Origin of the sequence: Xanthomonas sp. GPE 39 (genome assembly GCF_000963005.1) — a bacterium.
GTDB lineage: Bacteria > Pseudomonadota > Gammaproteobacteria > Xanthomonadales > Xanthomonadaceae > Xanthomonas_A.
The window spans coordinates 2,024,875-2,047,536 of sequence record NZ_JZHZ01000007.1 but is presented as its reverse complement, the minus strand read 5'-3'; the positions used below and the strand labels follow the sequence as shown (position 1 = coordinate 2,047,536).

At 62.9% G+C, this 22,662-nt stretch carries 16 protein-coding genes; 11 read left to right on the top strand and 5 right to left on the bottom strand.

Annotated features, from left to right (window positions below; translation table 11 throughout):
• Positions 1 to 502: 502 nt before the first annotated feature.
• Positions 503 to 3,382, top strand: a complete 2,880-nt coding sequence (locus tag XALGPE39_RS08650; protein ID WP_045727837.1) for a TonB-dependent receptor — start codon at positions 503 to 505, stop codon at positions 3,380 to 3,382.
• Between the two features lie 222 nt (positions 3,383 to 3,604).
• On the opposite strand, the gene htpG is transcribed toward XALGPE39_RS08650, so the two are convergent.
• Positions 3,605 to 5,509 (bottom strand): molecular chaperone HtpG, encoded by a 1,905-nt coding sequence (htpG, locus tag XALGPE39_RS08645; RefSeq protein WP_045727836.1) that lies wholly within the window; start codon positions 5,507 to 5,509, stop codon positions 3,605 to 3,607.
• Between the two features lie 215 nt (positions 5,510 to 5,724).
• Between htpG and rsmD the strand changes: the two genes are divergently transcribed.
• The 5 genes from rsmD to ggt all read left to right on the top strand — a co-directional run bounded on the left by rsmD (position 5,725) and on the right by ggt (position 9,665).
• Entirely contained in the window at positions 5,725 to 6,330 is a 606-nt protein-coding gene (gene rsmD / locus XALGPE39_RS08640; protein ID WP_045727835.1) for a 16S rRNA (guanine(966)-N(2))-methyltransferase RsmD, read from the top strand.
• Positions 6,327 to 6,833, top strand: coding sequence for a pantetheine-phosphate adenylyltransferase (gene coaD, locus XALGPE39_RS08635; RefSeq protein ID WP_045727834.1), 507 nt, complete (start codon positions 6,327 to 6,329; stop codon positions 6,831 to 6,833). Before rsmD ends, coaD begins: the two co-directional genes overlap by 4 nt.
• Positions 6,834 to 6,873: 40 nt before the next feature.
• Complete coding sequence (locus XALGPE39_RS08630; RefSeq protein WP_045727833.1) at positions 6,874 to 7,368, top strand: hypothetical protein; 495 nt, start codon at positions 6,874 to 6,876, stop codon at positions 7,366 to 7,368.
• Positions 7,369 to 7,626: 258 nt separating this feature from the next.
• On the top strand, positions 7,627 to 7,914 hold the full coding sequence (locus XALGPE39_RS08625; RefSeq protein ID WP_045727832.1) for a YfhL family 4Fe-4S dicluster ferredoxin: 288 nt from the start codon (positions 7,627 to 7,629) through the stop codon (positions 7,912 to 7,914).
• On the top strand, positions 7,911 to 9,665 hold the full coding sequence (ggt, locus tag XALGPE39_RS08620; RefSeq protein ID WP_045727831.1) for a gamma-glutamyltransferase: 1,755 nt from the start codon (positions 7,911 to 7,913) through the stop codon (positions 9,663 to 9,665). Before XALGPE39_RS08625 ends, ggt begins: the two co-directional genes overlap by 4 nt.
• 507 nt (positions 9,666 to 10,172) lie before the next feature.
• Here the strand turns inward: ggt and XALGPE39_RS08615 are convergent.
• Genes XALGPE39_RS08615 through XALGPE39_RS08605 form a run of 3 tightly spaced genes read right to left on the bottom strand, consistent with a single transcriptional unit; the run spans position 10,173 to position 14,396 of the window.
• Positions 10,173 to 11,348, bottom strand: a complete 1,176-nt coding sequence (locus XALGPE39_RS08615; protein ID WP_045727830.1) for an FAD-dependent monooxygenase — start codon at positions 11,346 to 11,348, stop codon at positions 10,173 to 10,175.
• Between the two features lie 3 nt (positions 11,349 to 11,351).
• Complete coding sequence (locus XALGPE39_RS08610; protein WP_161795334.1) at positions 11,352 to 13,415, bottom strand: LodA/GoxA family CTQ-dependent oxidase; 2,064 nt, start codon at positions 13,413 to 13,415, stop codon at positions 11,352 to 11,354.
• Positions 13,416 to 13,424: 9 nt separating this feature from the next.
• Positions 13,425 to 14,396, bottom strand: coding sequence for a ferritin-like protein (locus XALGPE39_RS08605; protein ID WP_045727829.1), 972 nt, complete (start codon positions 14,394 to 14,396; stop codon positions 13,425 to 13,427).
• Between the two features lie 813 nt (positions 14,397 to 15,209).
• Between XALGPE39_RS08605 and XALGPE39_RS08595 the strand changes: the two genes are divergently transcribed.
• Both XALGPE39_RS08595 and XALGPE39_RS08590 read left to right on the top strand, forming a co-directional pair.
• Complete coding sequence (locus tag XALGPE39_RS08595; RefSeq protein ID WP_045727827.1) at positions 15,210 to 16,103, top strand: MBL fold metallo-hydrolase; 894 nt, start codon at positions 15,210 to 15,212, stop codon at positions 16,101 to 16,103.
• A gap of 70 nt (positions 16,104 to 16,173) precedes the next feature.
• Entirely contained in the window at positions 16,174 to 17,904 is a 1,731-nt protein-coding gene (locus tag XALGPE39_RS08590) for a glycoside hydrolase family 9 protein (protein WP_082061949.1), read from the top strand.
• 158 nt (positions 17,905 to 18,062) lie between these two features.
• On the opposite strand, the gene XALGPE39_RS08585 is transcribed toward XALGPE39_RS08590, so the two are convergent.
• Complete coding sequence (locus tag XALGPE39_RS08585; RefSeq protein WP_045727825.1) at positions 18,063 to 19,559, bottom strand: aminotransferase class III-fold pyridoxal phosphate-dependent enzyme; 1,497 nt, start codon at positions 19,557 to 19,559, stop codon at positions 18,063 to 18,065.
• Positions 19,560 to 19,688: 129 nt separating this feature from the next.
• On the opposite strand from XALGPE39_RS08585, the gene XALGPE39_RS08580 reads away from it, so the two are divergent.
• The 3 genes from XALGPE39_RS08580 to tgt all read left to right on the top strand — a co-directional run bounded on the left by XALGPE39_RS08580 (position 19,689) and on the right by tgt (position 22,491).
• A complete protein-coding gene (locus tag XALGPE39_RS08580) occupies positions 19,689 to 20,120 on the top strand; it encodes an Lrp/AsnC family transcriptional regulator (protein WP_045727824.1) in 432 nt (143 codons plus the stop codon).
• A gap of 113 nt (positions 20,121 to 20,233) precedes the next feature.
• Entirely contained in the window at positions 20,234 to 21,286 is a 1,053-nt protein-coding gene (gene queA, locus XALGPE39_RS08575; RefSeq protein WP_045729073.1) for a tRNA preQ1(34) S-adenosylmethionine ribosyltransferase-isomerase QueA, read from the top strand.
• Between the two features lie 65 nt (positions 21,287 to 21,351).
• A complete protein-coding gene (gene tgt / locus XALGPE39_RS08570; protein WP_045727823.1) occupies positions 21,352 to 22,491 on the top strand; it encodes a tRNA guanosine(34) transglycosylase Tgt in 1,140 nt (379 codons plus the stop codon).
• Positions 22,492 to 22,662: the final 171 nt, after the last annotated feature.

The window sequence follows — 22,662 nt, the reverse complement described above, 5'->3', positions numbered from 1 at the left end:
GTGGCGTCCACGACGCCGCGTATGCACGTGCATATTGGGCGTGCGTTTGGATTGAGCGATAGATGGCTGCTGCCTCTGCTCTGAGCCAATACCTTGCGCCATGCCGTCCGGTGATTGCCGCTAGCGTGTCGCGTCACCGCGACCATGCGTTATTCCGCATGCGAAACCGCTAATTGCGACAAGACGCGAATATACGATCCGGTGCAAATTGTGACCAGATTATGAAGATTTTATCCCGGATTTTGTCAGTGAATCCAACTGCACTCGGGATTGCGACGCGCTGGTCTTGTTCGTTTTGCATGCAGGTGCATGGATCTGCGCGATATGGATTTTGTATTGCGTCATGCGGCCATTGGACGGACTGAACTCGCCGTAGCGTCCCCGGCACCGCCAAGGTGCCATTCGTTGCAGGTCGGTACGTCGGCTCCGCGCTGGCGTGGTGTCGTTCGGCCTGCGTTTTTTGAATGCTGTTTTGCTTTGTCATTGCCCAAGGAGAGTTTTCATGCCGTTTCCGCCACCATGCGCATCTTCTCATCGCCATGCCGTATCGCCGTTGGCATTGGCGATTGCCGTCGCTTCTGCGTTAGGCAGTGCGTGGTCGGCGCAAGCACAACAGGCCCCTGCCGATGGTGCACCGCAGACCCTGGATAGCGTTGTGGTGACCGGCTCGCGCTTGCGCCGGGTCGATGCGGAAACCGCCAATCCGGTGGTGACGATCAATCGCGCGCAGATCGAGGCGACCGGTAAGGCCACGCTTGGCGATCTGGTGCAGGAGCTGCCGTCAATCGCCGGCAACGCGACCAATCCCAATACCAACAATGGTGGTGGTACTGGTGCATCCGTGGTGTCGTTGCGCGGTCTCGGCGAAAAGCGCACGCTGATTCTGGTGAATGGCACGCGTTTGGCCAATAACGATGTCAACGCGATTCCCGCCACGATGATCGAGCGGGTGGAAGTGCTCAGCGACGGCGCTTCGGCGGTGTACGGTTCGGATGCGATTGGTGGTGTGGTCAACTTCATTCTGCGCAAGGGCTTTGATGGTGTCGAATTCAGTAGTGACTTCGGTACCAGTGCGCGCGGCGATGGCAACAGACGTAATTTTTCGCTCACAGCGGGCAAGACCGGTGAGCGCAGCAGTCTCGTCGCGGGGCTGTCCTATCACGACATCGATCCGGTCTCTGCCGGCGAGCGTCCTTACTCCAGGAACGCGCTGTCGCTGATCGACGGCAAGTCGGTCAAGCAAGGGTCCTCGGCCACTCCCACCGGCACCGTCAGCTTCAACGATGGCTCGCCTGCGGCCAAGGCGCTGGCGGCCCGCAATGGCTGTTCTCGGGTGACTTTCAACGGCGGCAGCAGCAGCCCGACCGATCCCAGTCAGTATCACTGCTACGTCGCTTCCACCGATTCCTATAATTATCAACCGTACAACCTGTTGCAGACGCCGCAGAAGCGCACCAATGCTTTCGTGATCGGTACGTTCCGTTTCGACGATCACCTGGAAGGCTACCTCAACACGTACTTCAGCAAGACCACCTCGGCCTCGGTCATCGCGCCGATCCCGCTCTTCGCCAACGGCGACAACTTCCTGGTTTCGGCGAACAGTTACTACAACCCGTTCGGGATCGATTTCGGCACCGACCGCAGTACCGGCAATTCCTACAGTAGTTTCAATACCCGCGCCACGATGCTGGGCAACCGCCGTTATGCGTACAACACCTATAATTTTCAGATCAGCCCTGGCCTGCGTGGTAGCTTCGGCGACAGTTCCTGGCAGTGGGATGCCAGCGTCAATTACGGCAAGGTCAAGCAGAAGTCGATCAATGAGGGCTTCCTGAGCTACGCCGGTTTCAATGCGGCGGTCGGGCCATCGTTCCTGGATCGCGACGGCACGGTCAAATGCGGCAGCGCCGGTGCGGTGATCGCCGGCTGTACCCCGGTCGATGTGTTCAACCTCAACAACCCAGCCAACCAGGCCGCGTTGCGGGCCTTGCAAGTCAATCCGACCGTGACCAGTGTGTACACGGTCAAACAGTTCGAAGCCAACGTCAACGGCAACGTGTTCGATCTGCCGGCCGGCGCGGTGAGCCTGGCGGCCGGTGTCACCTACCGCAAGGAAAGTACCTCGACCGCTGCCGATCCACTATGGACGGGCGACGAGAATGGCATCTGCGGTGTGCTCGAATACTGCGCCAGCGTGCTCGGTGGCAGTTTCAGCGTCAAAGAAGCGTATGCCGAGGCGTTGTTCCCGCTGCTGGCCGGGCTGCATGGCGTGCATTCGTTGAACTTGACCGTCGGCAGTCGCTTTTCCGATTACGACACCGTCGGCAGCAAGACCAACAGCAAATTGGCGTTGGAGTACCGCCCGATCGAGAACCTGTTGCTGCGCGGCACGGTCTCGCAGGTGTTCCGTGCTCCCAACATCGGTGAGCTGTATTCCGGTGTGGTCGGCGACGCCCCGTCGGTCAACGATCCGTGCGACGGCTACCGCGGCGGCCACGCGGCGGCCTGTGCCCATGTGCCCACTGACGGCAGTTATCAGCAGGAGAACAATCAGGTCTCCGCCAAGGCCTCCGGCGCGGTGGTGGCGGGTTACCGGCTGAAACCGGAGACGGGCAAATCCTACGATTTCGGCATGGTCTACGATCCGGGTTGGGTGGATGGCCTGTCGCTCAGTGCGGATCTGTGGAAGATCAACTTGAAGGACACCATCACCGGAGTATCGGCGCAGACGGTGTTGAATCAGTGCTACGCCAACGACGCCAGCCCATTCTGCTCGCTGATTCATCGTAACGACAACGGCACGGTCAACTACATCGCCGAGCCGACGGTGAATCTCGGCAAGCTGTGGGCTAGCGGTGCCGATTTCAGCTTGAATTATCGCTTGCCGCAGACTGCCTGGGGGAGCTTCAACGCCAGCCTCAACGGCACCTATGTGATTCGCTACGATATCAATCCCAATACCGCCGATCCCGACACTGTCACCATCCACAACGCCGGCAAGTACACCTACGCTTACGGCAATTTCCCGCGCTGGCGTGGCCTCGGCACGTTGAGCTGGAATTTGGGTGACTGGAGCGCGACGTGGCGCATGCGTTATGTCGGTCCTACCGAGATCGGTAGTGCCGACGCGCGTCAGGGATTGTCGGCCGATGTCGGCCAGCCCAATGTCGTGCGCGATATCGGCGCTTATGTCTATCACAGCGTGCAGGTCGGCTATCAGGTCAAGCCGTGGCACACCCGTTTCGAAGTGGGGGTGGACAACCTGACCGACCGACAGCCGCCGCTGTATTACGCCAACAACGTCGTCAATGCCAACACCGATGTGGCGACCTACGATTTGATCGGACGTTACTACTGGGCGCGGGCGACGCTGAAGTTCTAGGTCGGAGAAGTTTTAGACTGGTGCCGGCGTGGCCGTTAGCGCTCGCGCTGCTAATGCGGCGTGACTGCGGCGCATTGCAGTGTTGCTCGCATGCTGCAAGCCGATGTCGATGCCGAGGATGGACGAAAAAAGGGCCCGCAGGCCCTTTTTTCGTTTCCGCTTGCGTTCTCAGCGTCAGTGCATTGTGGCCCGCATGGCGTAGCGATGCGGGCCCGCCACCGCTTACGCCGACAATTCCAGCAACAACTTGTTGAGCCGGCGCACGTAGGCGGCGGGGTCCTTGAGACTATCGCCAGCGGCCAGCGCCGCCTGATCGAACAGCACCCGGGCCAGATCACCGAAGCGATCGACATCCGGTTCCGCATCCAGCTTCTCGATCAGCGGATGCGCGGGGTTGAATTCGAACACCGGCTTGCTCTCCGGCAGCTTCTGCCCGCTGGCTTCCAGGATCTGCCGCATCTGCAGGCCCATATCGCCCTGGCCGATGGCGAGAATTGCCGGTGAATCGGTCAATCGGTGCGAGACCCGCACCTCGGCGACCTCGTCCTTGAGTACCTGCTGGATGCGCTCGGCCAACCCTTGCTTGGCCTTGGCCGCTTCTTCCTGCGCCTGCTTTTCTTCTTCGCTGTCGAGCTGGCCCAGGTCCAGGTCGCCACGCGCCACATCGACGAAGGATTTGCCGTCGAACTCGGTGAGATAGCTCATCAGCCACTCGTCGATGCGGTCGGTGAGCAGGAGCACTTCGATGCCCTTCTTGCGGAACACTTCCAGGTGTGGGCTGTCCTTGATCTGCGCATAGCTTTCGCCGGTCAAGTAGTACAGCTTGTCCTGGCCCTCCTTCATCCGCGCCACGTAGTCGGCCAGGGACACGTTCTGAGTGTCGTCGCTGCTGTGGGTGGATGCGAAACGCAGTAGGCCGGCGATCTTTTCGCGGTTGCTAAAGTCCTGCGCCGGGCCTTCCTTCAGCACCTGGCCGAAGTTCTTCCACACGCCTTGATAGCGTTCGGTATCGTCCTTGGCCAGCTTCTCCAGCATGTCCAGTGCGCGCTTGGTCAGCGCCGACTTCATCGAGTCGATCACGGGGCCCGATTGCAGGATTTCACGCGATACGTTCAGCGACAGGTCGCTGGAATCGACGATGCCCTTGATGAAACGCAGATACAGCGGCAGGAACTGCTCGGCCTGGTCCATGATGAAGACGCGCTGCACGTACAGTTTGAGCCCGCGCGAGGCATCGCGCTGGTACAGGTCGAACGGGGCGCGGCCGGGCAGGTACAGCAGCGAGGTGTACTCCAGTTTGCCTTCGACCTTGTTATGGCTCCACGCCACCGGGTTCTCGTGGTCGTGGGCAATGTGCTTGTACAGTTCCTGATATTCCTCGTCCTTGATCTCGTTGCGCGGCCGCGTCCACAGCGCGCTGGCGCGATTGACGGTTTCCCACTCGGGGGTTTCCGGCTTGTCCTTGTCCTCGCCGTAGTGTTCCTTGGTCAGTTCGATCGGCAGGGCGATGTGGTCGGAATACTTGCGCACGATGCTGCGCAATTTCCAGCCATCGGCGAAGCCTTTCTCTTCGTCCTTCAAGTGCAGCACGATGCGGGTACCGCGCTCGGGCTTGTCGATGGTGGCGACTTCGAACTCGCCTTCGCCACGCGAGGACCAGTGCACGCCGTCGCTGGCCGGCAGCCCGGCACGGCGGCTGTACACGTCCACTTGATCGGCGACGATGAAAGCGCTGTAGAAACCGACACCGAACTGGCCGATCAGGTGCGAATCCTTCTTCTGATCGCCGGACAGGTGCTTGAGGAAATCGGAGGTGCCGGATTTGGCGATGGTGCCCAGGTGCGCGACGATCTCCTCGCGACTCATGCCAATGCCGTTGTCGTCGATGGTGACGGTGCCGGCGTCCTTGTCGAAGCCGATGCGGATCCGCAGTTGCGCATCGCCGTCCAGCAGTTCTGGCTTGACCAGCGCCTCGAAGCGCAGTTTGTCGGCCGCGTCGGAGGCATTGGAGATCAGCTCGCGCAGGAAGATCTCCTTGTTGGAATACAACGAATGGATCATCAACTGCAGCAGTTGTTTGACCTCGGTCTGAAAGCCCAGGGTTTCTTTTTGGGTTTCCACGCTCATCGGTAAGTGCTCCATGGAGGACGGATGGCCGTGCGCAGGGGCGCGCGGCTCTGCCAGCGGACATGGTGGCGGCAGGGGCCTGCTTCAAGCCGTGTGCCACGCATAGGCCAGACAAGCGTGCTGGTCTATCATCCCGGCTCCGTTCCGCACGGTTTGCCGTCGATGCCGACCCCGCGCCTGTTTCTTATTGCTGTCCAATCTGCGCGAGGCTGCCGATGAACCGGCCCGGCGCGGGGCAGGTGCGCATCATCGGCGGGCGTTGGCGCAATACGCGCTTGCCGGTGCCGGACTTGGCCGGGCTGCGCCCGACCTCCGACCGGGTCCGCGAGACGCTGTTCAATTGGTTGCAGCCGATGTTGCCGGGGGCGCGCGTGTTGGACCTGTTCGCCGGCAGTGGCGCGCTGGGGCTAGAGGCGGTGTCGCGCGGCGCACACAGCGCTTGCCTGGTCGAGCGCGACCCGGCGCAGGCGGCGCAGTTGCGCGCCACCGTCGCCAGATTGCAGGCGCAGTCGCAGGTGCAGGTGGTACAGGGCGATGCGCTGCGCTGGCTGGCCGAGCACGATGGCGATGCGTCTGTTGACATTGCTTTCGTCGATCCGCCTTTCACTGCGGGTTTGTGGGAAGCGGCGTTGCAGCGTTTGCCGGCGCGGCTGGCGCCCGATGCCTGGCTGTACTTGGAATCGCCCGCCGGGCAAGTGCCGGCACTACCGGTCGGCTGGGCGTTATACCGCCAGGGTGGTAGCCGCGAGGTCCGCGCTGCCCTGTACCGACGTACCGCTGCTACACTGGCCGGCGACTTTCACGCGGTATCCAACGCATGACCGTGGCCCATAGCCGCATCGCCGTCTATCCCGGCACCTTCGATCCGATCACCAACGGGCACATCGATCTGGTCAACCGGGCCGCGCCGCTGTTTGAGCAGGTGGTGGTCGGCGTGGCGCAGAGTCCGTCCAAGGGGCCGACCCTGTCGCTGGAATTGCGCGTGGCCCTGGCCCGCGAGGCGCTGGCCGGACATCGCAACGTGGAGGTGATCGGCTTCGATACGCTGCTGGCGCATTTCGTGCGTTCGGTCGGTGGCGGGGTTCTGCTGCGCGGTTTGCGCGCGGTGTCCGATTTCGAGTACGAGTTCCAGATGGCGAGCATGAACCGGCATCTGATCCCGGAGGTGGAGACGCTGTTCCTCACCCCGGCCGAGCAACATAGTTTCATCTCGTCCTCGCTGGTGCGCGAGATTTCGCGCTTGGGCGGGGACGTCTCCGGCTTCGTGCCGCCGTCGGTGGTGCAGGCGCTGGTTCAGGCCCGCCAGACCGTGGCGCAGGGCTAAGCCGCCCCTCATTCATCGACTACACAGAGGAAACCGTTCCATGAAGACCACCGCACGCGCGTTGTTGATTGTTTCGTTGGCCCTGGGCGTGAGCGCCTGCAAAAAGGAAGAGGCGGCTAAGCCGGTCGCCGATGCGCAACCGGCGCTGACCGCCCCGGCCAAGGACGACGATGCCGGTTGGAAAAAATATCTGCAGGAAGTGGCGATCCAGAACATGGGCAACGTCACCAACAGCCCGTTCCTGTACTACTTGCCGCCAGAGTCCGATGCCGAGTTCCAGGCCAAGTACGATCGTCAGGTCGAAAGCGCCACCACCGCCATTGGTCGCGGTATTCAGTCGGGGAACATGCTGGCGTTTGGCTCCTCTGCATCGTCCAAGATGGCCGACCTGATCGCCGCGGTCTTCGCCAAGGTCGAGCCGAACAGCATGAAGGGCGTGCGCGTGGTCTATATCGGTGCCCCGGCGGATAATGCCCGTGTCGAGGCAGTGGTGAAGCCGACCGGCGCCGATTACATCTTCGTCGAGGCCAAGTAAGCCGGGCATCGCCGGCGCGCGTTGCGCGCGTCGGCGGCGTCATCGCCCGCAACGGGCGGCGGCGCAGGCCAGCAACGGTGGGTCAGCCGCGCCTGCTCTGTGCGCGATTGCGCGGGTTGTCTGCCGTCATCGCCTGCGGTGCCGCCATGGCGGGGTTCGCGTCATAGCACACGCGCCATGGCACAGTTATTAGGGGTAGCGCATGGCCGTGCCGTTGCGATCCGGTAAGATGCTCCGGTCACGGTCCGATGGCGCACTATGTCCCTCAAGATCAACGCGCTCTGCGTCAACTGCGACGTTTGCGAACCGGCCTGCCCAAATCAGGCCATCTCCATGGGCGAGACGATCTACGTGATCGATCCGGCTCGTTGCACCGAATGCGTCGGTCATTTCGATGAACCGCAGTGCGTGGTGGTGTGCCCGGTGGAGTGTATCGATCCGGATCCTGCGGTGCCGGAAACCCATCCGCAGTTGCTGGCCAAGCTGGCGCGCTTGCGCCGCGAGAACCCCGAGCTGTATCCGCAAGATAACGAGAGTTGCGCATGAAGCGTCATGTTCTTCGTGTTTTGTTGCTTGCTGGGATGCTGATGCCATCGGCGTGGGCGCAGGCGCCGCGCGCCGCGAGCGCCACTGCGCCGGTGGTGCATCCGCCCGGTGACGCGATTGCCAGCGGCCACCACCTCGCCACCGAGGCGGGCCTGCAGATCCTGCGCGAGGGCGGCAATGCCTTCGATGCGGCGGTGGCGGTGTCCTCGACGCTGTCTGTGGTCGAGCCGATCAGTTCCGGTCTCGGTGGTGGCGGTTTCTTTCTCCTCCACGATGCCAGCACGGGCCAGGACACGATGCTGGATGCGCGCGAAGTCGCGCCAGAATCGGCGACGCCGGACAAATTCCTCGACGCCAAGGGCGCACTGGACCACGACCGCTCGGTCAACGGCCCATGGTCCGCTGGTATTCCCGGCCTGCCGGCGGCGCTGGTGGAGTTGGCGACCCGGCATGGTCGGCTGCCGCTGCGGCAGTCGCTGGCGCCAGCAATCCGCATCGCCAGGGAGGGCTTCCCGGTGTACGCGCGTATGGCCGAGGGCTATCAGGCCCGGCGCAAGGTGATGGAACGTTATCCGGGCACGCGCGAGGTCTATCTACGCCATGGCCGACCGATTGCCGAGGGCGATCTGTTCAAGCAGCCGGAACTGGCCGTCACCTTGCAGTTGCTGGCCGACAAGGGCTTGGACGGTTTTTATCGTGGCGTCACCGCCAAGAAGCTGTTGGCCGGGGTCAAGCAGGCCGGTGGCCGCTGGACCGCTGACGAGTTGGCCAGCTATAGGGTCAAAGAGCGCACGCCGATTCGCTTCGACTACAAGGGCTGGACTATTACCACGGCGCCGCCGCCGTCTTCCGGTGGGATTGCCCTGGCCAGCATGCTGCAGATCCTGGAGGGCTACGACCTCAAGGCGATGGACCCGGTGCACCGGGTTCATCTGACGGTGGAAGCGATGCGCCGTGCCTACCGCGACCGCACCTTCTTCCTGGGCGACCCGGATTTCACCGTGGTGCCGCAGCGGGTCTTGCTGAGCAAGGACTATGCGGTCGGCCTGCGCTCGACCATCAACCCGGACAAGGCCACGCCTAGTGACTTGCTATCGGGTCAGCCGACTCCGCTGGAAGACGATGAGACCACGCATTTTTCGATCATCGACCGCGAAGGTAATCGCGTCGGCGCCACTCAGACGGTCAATCTGTTGTATGGCTCCGGGCTGATTCCCAAGGGCACCGGCGTGTTGCTCAACGACGAAATGGACGACTTCGCGCTGCGCCCGGGCACGCCCAACGTGTTCGGGGTGATGGGCTATGCGGCCAATGCCCCCAAACCGGGCAAGCGCCCGCTCAGTTCGATGACGCCGACCTTCATGGAGAACGCGGACAAGGCGATCGTACTCGGTACCCCGGGCGGCAGTCGCATCATCACCATGGTCCTGCTCGGCATCCTCGGCTACGACGACGGCCTGGATCCGCAACAGGTCGCCGCGCTGCCGCGCTACCACCACCAGTGGTTGCCGGACGTGATCGAGGCCGAGAGTAACGCCTTCGATGCGGCGACCGTGCAGGGGCTGAAGGCGATGGGCCATCCGCTCAAACTGCCTGGTGACAGTGCCAAGGATGGGCGGGGTTCCAGCCATGTCTGGGGCAATCTGCAGACAGTGGAATGGGACAAACACCGCAACGAGCTCGGTGCCGCCAGCGACCCGCGCAACAAGGTCGGCAGTGCTCAGGTGCAACTGGCAATGCCGGCTCACTGACCAGTTGCACGCGTCGGCGTTCCTGACGCCGTGCATCCGGGCGAGCTTGCGCATCGCGCGGACGGGCAGCGTTGTTCAGCCGACGCTGCTGTTCCATAGCATGCAGCCGATCTTGGCCTTGCCATCGATCTCGCGGAACTCCCACAACTGGCGCAAATGGGTGATCCGGATCGGCTCCTGGGTTGCGACCCAGCTCAGGGCTTGCAGCGAGACCGGATGACCGGCGACGCGACCAACATGTCTTCGGCGGCAAGGCCGCTGTCGCTGGTCTGGTTACCGTCGAGTACTCTGAAGCTGTCCGGACCGCTGTTATTGCACAGTAATGTCTGTTGCCGATGGTCGGCTTTGTCAGCCCGTCAGCGTTGCATCGCATCCGAATCAAGGCCGACCTGTAGCATCAATTGCTAGTGATGTGATCCTGCTTGCCGAACATCGGCATGTGGCTCAGTTGCAGCGTTGTCCCAGCATGAACATATGCCGTGGGTATTGTGGTGTATTGATGATGTGTCAAAGCGATACATTCATGCGGCGGGTTTTCATAGGGTAATGGTCCGTGGGGGGCGGGGCAGGTATTTGCGCGGCACGGCGCCGGCGCCAGAATGGCGCATCCGGCCAGCGTGCTTCCTGTCGATAGAAATGCTCGCGCATGCGCTGGTAGCCTTCGAAACGCGCCAGCATCTGCTGTGCCTGTTCCATTACCGCAGTGTCCTGGTGCCGTTCGAGCACGGCGCAAATGCGCGGAGCGGCTGCGACCGCATCGGCCAATGCCTTGTGCACGCCTTGCGAGGACAGTGGATCGTAGCTGGAGGCCGCATCGCCGATCGCCAGCCAGCGCGCTCCACTGCAGTGGCTCAATCGTGCAGAGCGCGCTTGGCGCGTGGACAGACAGTCTGGTGGTGCCCTGCGCATCCAGCCGACGGTGGCACCGATATGGTGGGTTTGTGCCAACTGCACCGACCATCGCGCGGGTTCTTGCAGACGCTGTTCGCGCAGGACCGCCGCATCGGTGGCGAGGACGACGATGGCTTCGCCGGACGTCAGCGGTGCCGTATACCACCAGCCATAGTCGACTGCTTCGAGCAGCGAGCGTTGCCCGAGCCTACTCGTGGTGTCCACCGGCAACAGCGCGGCAAGGCAGACCAAGCGATCACCGGTGACGCGTTCGGCACCCAGCGCCTGTGCCAGCCGTGCGCGTTGGCCGCTGGCATCGACGGCGAAACGGGCATGCAGCGTGGTCAGTGCCGCACCGTGCGAGCGCAAGTGCAGTCGCAGGCCATCCGGGTCCGCGTCGGAGGCACTCTCCAGGCGGGTATGCAAGCGCACGCTGGTACCGCCGCTGCGCGCCTGTTGCAGCAGGAACGCATCGAAATCGCGGCGATCCACCTGCCAACCGGGCCCGTGTGGATCGAACAGGAAGTCGTTGTAGCCCAACGTTTGCGCGCCCCATGACGAGGCGTTGCCGATGCATCTGCGCATGTCCAGCGCCGCGAAGGTATCGGCCACGCCCAGCGCATGCAGCAGCAGGCCGGTCGCTGGCGGCAGGCTCTCGCCGTAACGCGGGTGCTGGCCGTCGCCTGCATCGATCAGCACCACGCTGCCGACGCCGGCACGGCGCAACGCGATGGCCGCCGCACATCCCGCTGGTCCTGCGCCGATCACTGCCACGTCGCAGTGGGTATTCATGCTTCAAGTGTCCGCGCTGTTGGAATTCATTGGCCAGGGCGCGATCTCCGGTTCGTCCAGTTGACTGGCCACTTCCAGGTACATGTCCGGGCTGTAGCGAATATCGCCGGCGATCGCGCTGCCCTGGATGACGAAGCCAATGCGGTGCCAGTTGTTCACCATGTCGATATGGTTTTGGAAGCGGCCAGCGTTACTCAGATCGTCGGATGTGGTGCCCGCACCGCGAATGGAATAGCGTTGCGGGCCTGGCTTGCCGTCCCTGACATCGGTGGCCACATGCACGGTGAATGGGCGCTGTGCTGGCCAGGCCCAGTAAAGTGTGGTGCTGTTGTCCGGATTCGGGTCGGCAGTGAACGTCGCGCAGGCGTTGTAGTCGGTTTGCCAAGGAACCGACATAAACTTGGAGAGGTCGCCTGGCTCCAGCGGCGCGGGGTCGATGCCATCCGGACCGGGTTGGTAGGGGATATAGCCAACGCTCAGAAATGGCTGGCCGTATTGCACGCTGGCGTAGTCCATCGCACGTCCTCGGATTCGGAATGGACCGCAGCCGCTGCTTTGCCAGTCGGCGCGGTAGAGCGCCGGATCGCGCACGACGAAAGTCATCTCGATGCCGGGAGCGAAGCTTCCGCCCTGGCAGTTGACCATCACTGCGCGGTCCAGGTACTCGCCAGGCCCGAATTCGATCTGTGCCTCGGCCTCGAACTCGCCGCGGTTCCACTGGCTGAGGAAAAAGTATTGGGTCCGCGTCACCGTCAGGAATGCTTTGCCAACGTCACCCATCGCCAAGGGCATGAACGGTGCGCCGATGTTCGATTGCGCCGCTGGGTTTGGATCGCGCACGTAGGCCAGCCCATTCATGATCGTCTCGGCCGGTGCGTTGTGCGCGCTGATCGCGCCGACGGCGTCGTGTGCGGCGATCGCCCGCTGCGGCAGGTTGCTATTCCAGCGTTGCAGTGCCGGCGCGCGGAAGATCGGTTGCAAGTGATCTGCGAACGATGGCCGGAACTTGGAGTCGAAGCGATTCTTGAACAGAGACGGCACTAATTTCATGCGCCTGACCCAGGTGTCGTAGATGTCGTCCCACAGGCTCACCACGTTCAGTGCCTGGGGGGCGTAGCTTGGATCGGTGGTGATGGCCCAGGCCGGCACCACCTCGGCAATGCTGTCGTCATCGAACACGATCAGCGCCGAGACCGGGCCGTCGCCGGTGTCGTCGAACCAGCCGTCGGCATTGACGTCGCCATATTCGTTCGGGGCGATCACGCCGCTGAGCAACGGGAACGGCTTACCGTCCGCTTGCAGCCAACTGCAGGCGCGACCAAAGCCCGGCAACACCAGCAGGCGGCCCCGCGCGTCGGTGCGCAGCTCGCCCAGTGTCTCGATCTTGCCGGTGGGGGTATAGAGCTTGGCGAACCCATCGTCCGGAAACGATTTGGGGTAGTAGGGGATCGGCCGGATGGTCGTGTCGGCATCTGCATAGCTGGCGACGGTCGCCTTGTCCAGATGCACACCCTCCGATTGTGTGCCACGAATGGCCCGCGGACCGGGATCGATCACAAGCTTCTTCAGGCGCGCGGCGTTGTTCGGATCGCTGCCCTCGGCGGCATTGCGCAGGCGTAGCTGCGCGGCGTTGGCCGATTCGTAGACCGCTATGCCGAGCTCGTCATTGAGTACGTGCGCGTTGGCTTTCTTGTTGGCAAGGTGCACGGTCCAGACGATATCGCGCACCCGTTTTTTGCCCACTTTCGTGCCCACGACCACTTCGGTGCCGGCGCCACTGGGATAGTTGTCGCTGCTGCCGGATGGATAGTGATAAATGCGGAACCGCGCTGCCTGCCGCTTCATGCGGCCGCTGCGGTCGCGCAGATCGTTGCTGGAGATGACCTCGGCCTCGGTATCCGGCTTGATCGGCAGGCCGCCGCTGACATGCGGATTGCCGGTGTCGATCCCTTCGGGGATCGGCAGGCCCGCCATCGTTTCCGGTCCGAGATAAAACTCTTCGCTGTTGCCTACCCGCGCGATGCCGAACGCCGGATGGATGCGAAACACTGCCTTGGATATCGACATAGGCGCCTCTTAGGAAAAACGTGGGATTGCGTTGTGCTGCCAGCACGACAGCACATCGCCGCCGAGTTTTGCCATTTGCACGCCGAATGCGGGGGGGATCTGTTCGCCGCGGAAAATTCCATTCAATGTCCCAAGGAACGAAGCGAAATCTCGGATCAGTATCTGCTGTGCCGCATATCCCGGCGTATCTTTTGCGGGGTTGGCTTGCCCGCTATAGGTGTCTGGACATTGTGGCAAGCAGCGCACGTAGTCGAACTTCTGGAAGTGCGACCAATCGTTGTGGAAGCTGTCGGCGGTGCTCTGGTATGGCGCGGTCACGGTTTCGTTTGCCTCAGTCTGGCCTTCGCCCTGATCCATGATGATGTCGGTCAGGGTCAGTGCCTGACGAAAGCCGGCGTCGCCATATTCGCTCACTGTCAGGTTGCCGGCTTTCTGGTAGAACGGGCCGAACTCGTCCATTTGGCGCACGCCGCCCTGCACATGCTGGCGAAGTTCCGCCATGCCGTTGCGCAGTGCAGCGTAGAACTCGCCGATCGAACCGTATTTCTGTTGTGTGTCGGACAGGTCCGGCTCGCGTTCTGTCAGCCATTGCGGATATTCGATCAGGCACATGGTGTTGATGCGCGTCGTGTCCAGCGGCCCCAGTTCGGCGCTATATGGGTTGAATTCCTCGGTAGGGTTGGGCGTGTCTAAGTTGAAGTCCAGATGCGGGACCTCAGTGCCTTGATAGACAGGTATGGTCAGCGTTGGTGAATAGCCGTAGGCATTGGCGATGTTGCTGACCAGTTGTACATGCAGCATTTCCTGGTATACCGCCGACTGGATCAGCCGGTAGGGGGCCGAACTGATGTCCTTGATCGAGTAAAGCACGGTTAGGTAGTAGGGGATGGTCCACAGTTCCAGGTCCATCACACCTTGCAGGTGCTGGTGCAGCAATGGCTTGTTCCAGGTCAGCGGCGTGGCGAGCGTTCGTTGTTTCATGGGGTCTCTTTGGAACTTTGGTTGAGCGTCGGGGGATTGCGTAGCCGGCTAAACCCGAAGCTGTTGTCGCCGGGTGAGTTGCTCTTCACCTTTGCAACTGGCCGGGATCGCATTGCTGGAGATGGCGACGACGATATGGCAGAGGAGACAACTAGGCTGCGACCGCGATGGGTTTGGCGAGTCGCTGTGTCTGTTCTGGAAACAGGTTTTCAGCTTGGTATTTGTCAAGTTGCCGAGGCCGGCCGTTGCGGATTGGTGCCGGACTGCGGTGTCAGCAGCGTATCGGCGATCATCGTTGACTAACATCACTACATTACGCTGACCAGCGAAGCATTGAGTATGCTGACTATCGTCGGCGCTAGGTAGACAAGGTGAGTAGGGCAGGTTCAACTCTGGATCGCAACAGCGTTGTTCGTGAAGTGGTCCGGGCGACCTGATCTGTAGCACTTCATAGACGCGTGGAGTTGCCCATGTCATCCAGACGCCTGAATCTGTCAGCACCATACCGTCTCCATGTGCTGTAAAAATCGGCAGTCGATGCGTGCCGTCGCTGAGGTATATGAGCGTACCCAGAGCACGATCAGCCACCAACTGTGTCGCAACCAGAACGCGCGATGCCATTTCAAAACGCGCTTCGGAGCTTTCGCCGAGGGGGTGCTCAACTGCGTTGCGAATTACTGCGGCGGGCACTGCATTTTGTTGCGCAAGGCATGCACCATTGAGGCCAGTGTGGATTTGGTGCCGGCCCTCAGCGATTGGAGGTGAGTCCGCATTGGTGCAGATGCGCCGATGCCAATGCGTTAGCATTTGGCAATGAAACTCTGGTCGATCCAAGGTAATTCTCAGAAACTCGATGGCGGCGCCATGTTCGGCAACGCGCCCAAGGCGATGTGGCAGCAATGGGCTGCACCCGATGACAGTAACCGCATCGCCTTGGCCTGCCGCGCGTTATTGGCAAGCCCACTGGCCGGTAAGACGGTGTTGTTCGAGACCGGTATCGGTGCGTTCTTTCCACCCGCGCTGCGTGAGCGCTATGGCGTGCTGGAGGCGCATCATGTGTTGCTGGAGTCGTTGCAGGCAGCCGGCTTTGCGCATGACGACATCGACGTGGTGGTGCTGAGTCATCTGCATTTCGACCATGCCGGTGGTTTGCTGGCACCGTGGCGCGAGGGGGCCGCGCCGCAGTTGCTGTTTCCCAATGCGCGCTTCTTGGTGGGAGCGGCGCACTGGCAGCGCGCGCTGCAGCCGCATCCACGCGACCGGGCCAGTTTCATCCCCGAACTGCCAGAATTGCTCCAGGCCAGCGGTCGCCTGGAACTGGTCGACGGTGCGTACTCGCAGACCTTGGGCGAGGCGGTGCGGTTCCGTTTCAGTGACGGACATACGCCGGGGCTGATGCTGGCCGAGATCGTCGGTCCCGCCAATGCTGGCGATGGTCAGGCGCACGGTGGGGTGGCGTTCTGCGCCGACCTGATTCCGGGCCGCTCCTGGGTGCATGTGCCGATCACCATGGGCTACGATCGCAACGCCGAACTGCTGATCGACGAGAAGCGCGCGTTCTTGGAGGATGCGTTAGCGCGCGGGGTGCGTCTGTTTTTCACCCACGATCCGGATTGTGCGTTGGCGCACTTGCAGCGCGATGCCAAGGGGCGTTTCGTGACCACGCACGCACTCTCGACGCTGCAGGCACACGCGCTGGCAGGCTGAACGTCGCCATGGCAGGGTGGACGGCGACGGCGTGCTTGCAGCCGTCATCGTGGCCGGCGAGTATCAGCATATGAAACGATCTCATCACCTATGGTTCTTGTCCCTGGTCTGCCTGCTCGTTGGCGGTTGCGCGTTGCGTGCCGACGAGGCCACGCCATCGCCGATTCGGCTCAATCAGGTCGGTTTCCTGCCGGCTGCCAGCAAGCTGGCGGTGGTGCCGGATGGTCACGGCACCGCGTTCGTGGTGGAACGTGCTGACTCGGGCGAGGTGGTGTTGCGCGGTACCCTCGGCGCTGCGGCGCTGTGGCCACCTGCGCAGGAGACGGTAAGAATCGCCGATTTCTCTAGCTTGCGCGCCCCAGGTCGCTACCGTCTACGGGTGGACGGTTTGAAGCCATCGGACGATTTCGCCATCGCCGAGAACGCCTACGACGCGCTCGCGCGCGCCGCGCTCAAGGCCTATTACTACAATCGCGCCAGTACCGCGCTGTCCGGCGAGTACGCCGGACGCCACGCGCGCGCGTCCGGCCATCCCGACGACCACGTGCTGATCCATGCCTCGGCGGCGTCGCCTGCACGTCCGGCCGGTACCGTGATCGCCGCGCCAAAGGGCTGGTACGACGCTGGTGATTACAACAAGTACGTGGTCAATTCCGGTATCACCGTCTACACCTTGCTGGCCGCCTACGAGCAGTTCCCCGAGTATTTCGCCACGCACAAGGAAGGTATTCCCGGCAGTGGCGGCGGAGTGCCGGATATCCTGCGCGAGGTCGATTGGAACCTGCAGTGGTTGTTGGCGATGCAGGACCCGCACGACGGCGGCGTCTACCACAAACTGACCAACCTGGATTTCTCCGGCATGCAGATGCCGGATCAGGCGAACGCGCCGCGCTATGTTGTGCAGAAAAGCACCGCGGCCACGCTCGACTTCGCGGCGGTGATGGCGCAGGCCAGTCGCATCTACGCGCCGTTCGATGCGCAATTCGGCGGGGTGTCCGCGCGCATGCTCAAAGCCGCGCGCCACGCCTGGGCCTGGGCGCAGGCGCATCCGGATGTGGTCTATCGGCAACCGCCCGATGTGCATACCGGCGGTTACGATGACGAGCACTTCGACGACGAGTTCGCCTGGGCCGCCACCGAGTTATATCTGGCCACCGCCGACAACGCGTATTACGACGCGGCGATGGCGCGCCATGTGCCGGTCAACGTGCCGGATTGGCGCGATGTTGGCGGTTTGGCTTGGATGTCACTGGCGCAGCATCGCGCGCGGTTGACCCCGCATGCCGACCAAGCGCGCATTGCCAGTGAGATCGAGGGCTTGGCCGACCATCTGACGCAGGTCTGGCAACACTCGGCTTGGCGGATCGCGATGACCTCGCAGGATTTCCAATGGGGCAGCAACAGTGCTGTGCTGGGGAGGGCGATGCTGTTACTGCAGGCCTATCAGGTGCAGCACAAGCCAGAGTACCTGCAGGCCGCACAGTCGCAATTGGACTACGTGCTCGGGCGCAACCCACTTGGGATGTCCTTCGTCACTGGCATCGGTGCGCGTTCGCCGATGCACATCCATCACCGCATTTCCATCGCCGATGGCCTCGCCACGCCGGTGCCCGGCCTGCTCGTCGGCGGTCCGCAGCCGGGCCAGCAGGATGCACAGATGTGCAAGCATGCCTACACCTCGACGCTGCCGGCGCTGTCCTACCTGGACAAGGAGTGTAGCTACGCGACCAACGAAGTGGCGATCAACTGGAATGCCCCGTTGGTGTACGTCAGCACGGCGTTGCAGGTGTTGCAACGCTGAATGATCGTTGTGCGTTGTGCGCCAATGTCACGCTGCGTGGGAGGTCATGCGCTGTGATCTGCGCCCTGGCATGTGACCTCAGCCCGAACGGGTGAGCAGGCGGACGGCGTGTGCGTTGCTCAGATCGCGCGCCGGCCGAGGGTATGTCGCATGTGGATTCAGGCCGCCGAGGTTTGCGCTATCTGCGGCCCTTCGCGCAACGCGCGGCCGATCAGGCCGATCAGCAGATCCAGTTCCTCGTTGTCCATCTCGAAATGCGGGGTGAAGCGTAGCGAATTCTCGCCACCATGGATGACGTTGACGCCGTGCTGGCGTAGCCATTGCTCGGTGGAGTCTGCGCCGCAACACTTGAACTGTGGTGCCAGCGCACAGGAGAACAGCAGGCCGGTACCCTGGACATGGGTGATCGCGCCGCCGAGTTGCGCCTTGAGCCTGTCCAGTTTTCGTACTGCTTCGGCCCCGCGTTCGCGAATGTTGGCGCGCAATTGCGGGGTCAGTTGCGCCAGGGTGGCGGTGGCGACCTCCAACGCGCGTGGATTGGTGGTCATGGTGTTGCCGTAGGTCCCCTTGCGGTACACCTGGGAGGCGGATTGGGTCAGTGCCAGCACCGACAGCGGATATTGCGCGGCGTTGAGCGCCTTGGAATAGGTTTCCATGTCAGGCGGATCGAGTCGCTCGAAGCCGGGATAGTCCACGATCGACAACACGCCGTGCGCGCGCAGCCCGGCCTGGATCGAATCGATCAGTAACAGGCTGCCATGTGCGCGGGTGAGTTCGCGCGCGGCGGCGTAGAAGTCCGGTGGCAGCGCGCGTCCGGGGTCGCCTTCGCCCATCACCGGTTCCAGGAAGACCGCCTCGACGAACCAGTCGTGCCGCGCGGCGTCGGCAAAGACACGACACAGTGCGTCCACGTCGTAGGGCGCGATTGCGATCAGCGAGTCTTCGCCGCGATAGCTGGCCAGGTGCCGCAGATAGGTCTTGCGGCTGGAATCGGAGTACAGGCCGGGGCGGTCGGTGCGGCCGTGGAAGCTGCCCTTCACCACGACACGTTTGATCTTGGCGCCGGCATGGCGCGCGCCGGGATCGGTTTGCAGTTTGGCATTGATGTCGGCGATGCGCGCGGCCAGGCCGACGGCTTCGGAGCCGGAGTTGAGGCACATGAATTTGCTGTACGGGCAGCCGCCACGGCGGTGGCCGATTTCCGCGCGCAGCGCGCGGGTCAGGCGCAGCTGCGACATGCTGGGGGTCATCACGTTGGCCATCATCTGCGGCCGCGCCATCGCCTCCAGCACTGCCTCCGGGGTGTGGCCGAAGCCGAGCATGCCGTAGCCGCCGGCGTCGTACAGCACCGCGCCTTTCAGGGTGACGACCCATGGGCCGCGCGCGGTCAGTGGCACATAGGGGGTCACCGCGTCGTCGGCGTAAAAATTCACCAAACCCGCTTGTATGGTGCGCATCTGCGCCACCTCGTCGAGGTCGAGCAGATCGCCGAACTCCCTGATAAGGTGATCATGTTCGACCGCCGCCGCCGCGATCGCCGCGCTAAGCTGCGGATGCGAGGCCGCCAGGCGGAGAATGTCGGCATCGTCCAAGCCGTGCGTCAGGCGTTCGCCGGGATGGGCGCGGAGCGAGGCGAGAAGGCTCAGTACGCTCATGAAGTTCTCCTGATGACGGATCGTCCAGCGGTTAGCCCTGAGTCCATTATCCGAATGGGGCCGTCGAGTGGCAGCGTTGATTTGCTGGGGAAATAAGGTAATTTCGTCGAATCGACGAAATGGGCTGCCATGAAGATCACGGCCTCAGACGAACGCCTGCTGTCGCTTCTGCGCGAGGATGCGCGTGCATCCACCGCGCAGATCGCGCGTCGGCTCGGCGTGTCGCGCACCACGGTGCAGAGCCGGATCGAGCGCCTGGAGCGGGAGGGGGTGATTTGCGGCTATGCCGTGCGCACCCGCGACGACTACGAACAGGGCGCGATCCGCGCGCATATCTTCATCACCGTGTCGCCGAAAAAAATGATCTCGGTGGTCAAGGCGCTGCGTGAGATCGATGCGCTGCGCGTGTTGCATTCGGTCAGTGGTTCCTACGACCTGATCGCGCTGGGTGTGGTGCCGGCGGTCAACGATATGGACGAACTGACCGACCGCATCGGCGCGTTGGATGGGGTGGAGCGCACCACCTCGTCGATCATCCTGGCGACCAAGTTCGAGCGTTGAGGCGTGGCGTCTGGCACTGCGATTGCGTTTAGAACCGCTCCCGCATGGGAGTACCCGGCGGCGATGCCGTTGCCGGCTACAATGCTCGGCCCTGGTTCTGCGATTCGCCGGCCTTGAAAAAATCCGATTTCCACTACGACCTGCCCGAGGAGCTGATCGCGCAGGCGCCGTTGGCCGAGCGCTCGGCCAGTCGTCTGCTGTGTGTGCCGCCGGCCCCAGCGCCATTCCAGGACCGTCAGGTGCGCGACTTGCCGCAGTTGCTGCGTGCGGGCGACCTGTTGATTTTCAACGATACGCGGGTGATCCCGGCGCGTCTGTTCGGGCAGAAGCACAGCGGCGGGCGGGTCGAGATCCTGATCGAGCGCCTGCTCGGTGGTCAGTGTGCGCGCGTGCAACTTGGCGTGAGCAAGTCGCCCAAGGTCGGTGCGCGCATCGCCCTGGACGCTGGCGGCGAGGCGGAGGTGCTGAGCCGCGATGGTGCGTTCTACCAGTTGCAGTTCCATGTCGATGGCACGTTGGAACACTGGCTGCAGCAGGCCGGGCGGCTGCCGTTGCCACCGTATATCCGGCGCGAGCCGGGGGTGGAGGATCGCGAGCGCTACCAAACGGTGTTCGCGCGCGAGGCCGGTGCCGTCGCCGCGCCGACCGCAGGGCTGCATTTCGATGTGCCGCTGTTGCAGCAACTGCAGGCGGGGGGCGTGGAGGTCGGTCACATCACCCTGCATGTCGGTGCCGGGACCTTTCAGCCGGTGCGCGTGGAGGCGCTGGAACAGCATCAGATGCACCGCGAATGGCTCAACGTCGGCGCTAGTCTGGTCGAGCAGGTCCGCCGCACCCGCGCCGCTGGCGGGCGCGTGATCGCGGTCGGAACCACGGTGGTGCGCGCGCTGGAAAGCGCGTCCAAGGACGGCGAGTTGCATCCGTTCGCCGGTGAGACGCAGATCTTCATCCTGCCCGGTTACCGTATCCGCAGCGTCGATGCGATGGTGACCAATTTCCATTTGCCGGAAAGCACGTTGATGATGATGGTCGCGGCCTTCGCTGGCCGCGAGCGGATCTTCGCTGCCTACCGTCACGCGATTGCGCAGCGCTACCGCTTTTTCAGCTACGGCGATGCCATGTTGTTGTGGAGTGCGCAGGCATCCCTGGCCGAGGTGGAGTCCTAGCGCCTCGTTGCTGTTGCGGTGTCCATTAGCTGTTTCCCATTTCCGATTTTTCGCCTTCCAGCGCCATGTCCCGATTGCAGTTTCAACTCCACACCACCGATGGCGCTGCGCGTCGCGGTCGCCTGACTTTCCCGCGCGGGACCGTGGAGACGCCGGCGTTCATGCCGGTCGGCACCTACGGCTCGGTCAAGGGCGTACTGCCCGAGCAGATCAAGGCGCTGGGTGCTCAGATCATTCTCGGCAACACCTTCCACTTGTATTTGCGGCCGGGTTTGCAGGTGATTGGCGACCATGGTGGCCTGCACGGCTTCGCTCGCTGGGATGGGCCGATTCTGACCGATTCCGGTGGATTCCAGGTGTTCTCGCTGGCGCATCGGCGCAAAATCAGCGAGCAGGGCGTGACCTTCGCCGCCCCCACCGATGGCGCCAAGGTGTTCCTCGGCCCGGAGGAGAGCATGCAGATTCAGCAGGTGCTCGACTCGGACATCGTGATGATTTTCGACGAGTGCACGCCATACCCGGCCACAGAAGACGTGGCGCGGCGCTCGATGGAGCTGAGCCTGCGCTGGGCGCAGCGCTCGCGCAACGCGCACGACGCGCTGGGCAACGATGCGGCGTTGTTCGGTATCGTCCAGGGTGGCGTGCATGCGGACCTGCGCAGCCGTTCGATCGAGGGCTTGCAGACGATTGGGTTCGACGGCTACGCAATCGGCGGCTTGGCGGTAGGCGAGCCGGAGCACGAGCGCAACGCCATGCTCGAACACCTGCACCCGCAGTTGCCGGCCGACCGTCCGCGCTACCTGATGGGCGTGGGACGCCCGGAGGACCTGGTCGAGGGCGTGGCCCGTGGCGTGGACATGTTCGATTGCGTGATGCCGACCCGCAATGCGCGCAATGGCCATTACTTCACTTCCTTCGGCACGGTGCGCATCCGCAACGCCAAATACGAGCGCGACCTGGACCCGATCGAGCCAGGCTGTGGTTGCTACGCCTGCAGCAACGGTTATACGCGTGCCTATCTGCGCCACCTGGATCGCTGCAACGAAATGCTGGCGCCGATGCTGGGAACCTTGCATAACCTCTGGTACTACCAAAATCTCATGGCGCAGATGCGCGCTGCGATTGCGGCAGGAACCTTTGCCCAGTTCAGGCGGTCCTTCTATATGGCGCGTGGGGTCGAGGCGACACCGCTTCCATCGGAGTAGTCGGTCAGGCTTTTCGTCGCGCGCGTGGGCAGGCAGTCGGACTGCGTTGTGACGTTCTGCTCGTCTCGGATGGCGCGCTTCTGCGGAACCGCATTCGCCTTTGTCCCGGGGCAGGGTAGGCGCCGGTGGCGGTTTGGGAGAGTGAAGGCAGATCGTGGCATAATCGGCGGC

What these genes read in the sequence shown, in the direction of transcription:
- XALGPE39_RS08650 (WP_045727837.1), top strand. Translation starts at nt 503, where the DNA reads ATGCCGTTTCCGCCACCATGCGCATCTTCTCATCGCCATGCCGTATCG.
- htpG (WP_045727836.1), bottom strand. Translation starts at nt 5,509, where the DNA reads ATGAGCGTGGAAACCCAAAAAGAAACCCTGGGCTTTCAGACCGAGGTC.
- rsmD (WP_045727835.1), top strand. Translation starts at nt 5,725, where the DNA reads ATGAACCGGCCCGGCGCGGGGCAGGTGCGCATCATCGGCGGGCGTTGG.
- coaD (WP_045727834.1), top strand. Translation starts at nt 6,327, where the DNA reads ATGACCGTGGCCCATAGCCGCATCGCCGTCTATCCCGGCACCTTCGAT.
- XALGPE39_RS08630 (WP_045727833.1), top strand. Translation starts at nt 6,874, where the DNA reads ATGAAGACCACCGCACGCGCGTTGTTGATTGTTTCGTTGGCCCTGGGC.
- XALGPE39_RS08625 (WP_045727832.1), top strand. Translation starts at nt 7,627, where the DNA reads ATGTCCCTCAAGATCAACGCGCTCTGCGTCAACTGCGACGTTTGCGAA.
- ggt (WP_045727831.1), top strand. Translation starts at nt 7,911, where the DNA reads ATGAAGCGTCATGTTCTTCGTGTTTTGTTGCTTGCTGGGATGCTGATG.
- XALGPE39_RS08615 (WP_045727830.1), bottom strand. Translation starts at nt 11,348, where the DNA reads ATGAATACCCACTGCGACGTGGCAGTGATCGGCGCAGGACCAGCGGGA.
- XALGPE39_RS08610 (WP_161795334.1), bottom strand. Translation starts at nt 13,415, where the DNA reads ATGTCGATATCCAAGGCAGTGTTTCGCATCCATCCGGCGTTCGGCATC.
- XALGPE39_RS08605 (WP_045727829.1), bottom strand. Translation starts at nt 14,396, where the DNA reads ATGAAACAACGAACGCTCGCCACGCCGCTGACCTGGAACAAGCCATTG.
- XALGPE39_RS08595 (WP_045727827.1), top strand. Translation starts at nt 15,210, where the DNA reads ATGAAACTCTGGTCGATCCAAGGTAATTCTCAGAAACTCGATGGCGGC.
- XALGPE39_RS08590 (WP_082061949.1), top strand. Translation starts at nt 16,174, where the DNA reads ATGAAACGATCTCATCACCTATGGTTCTTGTCCCTGGTCTGCCTGCTC.
- XALGPE39_RS08585 (WP_045727825.1), bottom strand. Translation starts at nt 19,559, where the DNA reads ATGAGCGTACTGAGCCTTCTCGCCTCGCTCCGCGCCCATCCCGGCGAA.
- XALGPE39_RS08580 (WP_045727824.1), top strand. Translation starts at nt 19,689, where the DNA reads ATGAAGATCACGGCCTCAGACGAACGCCTGCTGTCGCTTCTGCGCGAG.
- tgt (WP_045727823.1), top strand. Translation starts at nt 21,352, where the DNA reads ATGTCCCGATTGCAGTTTCAACTCCACACCACCGATGGCGCTGCGCGT.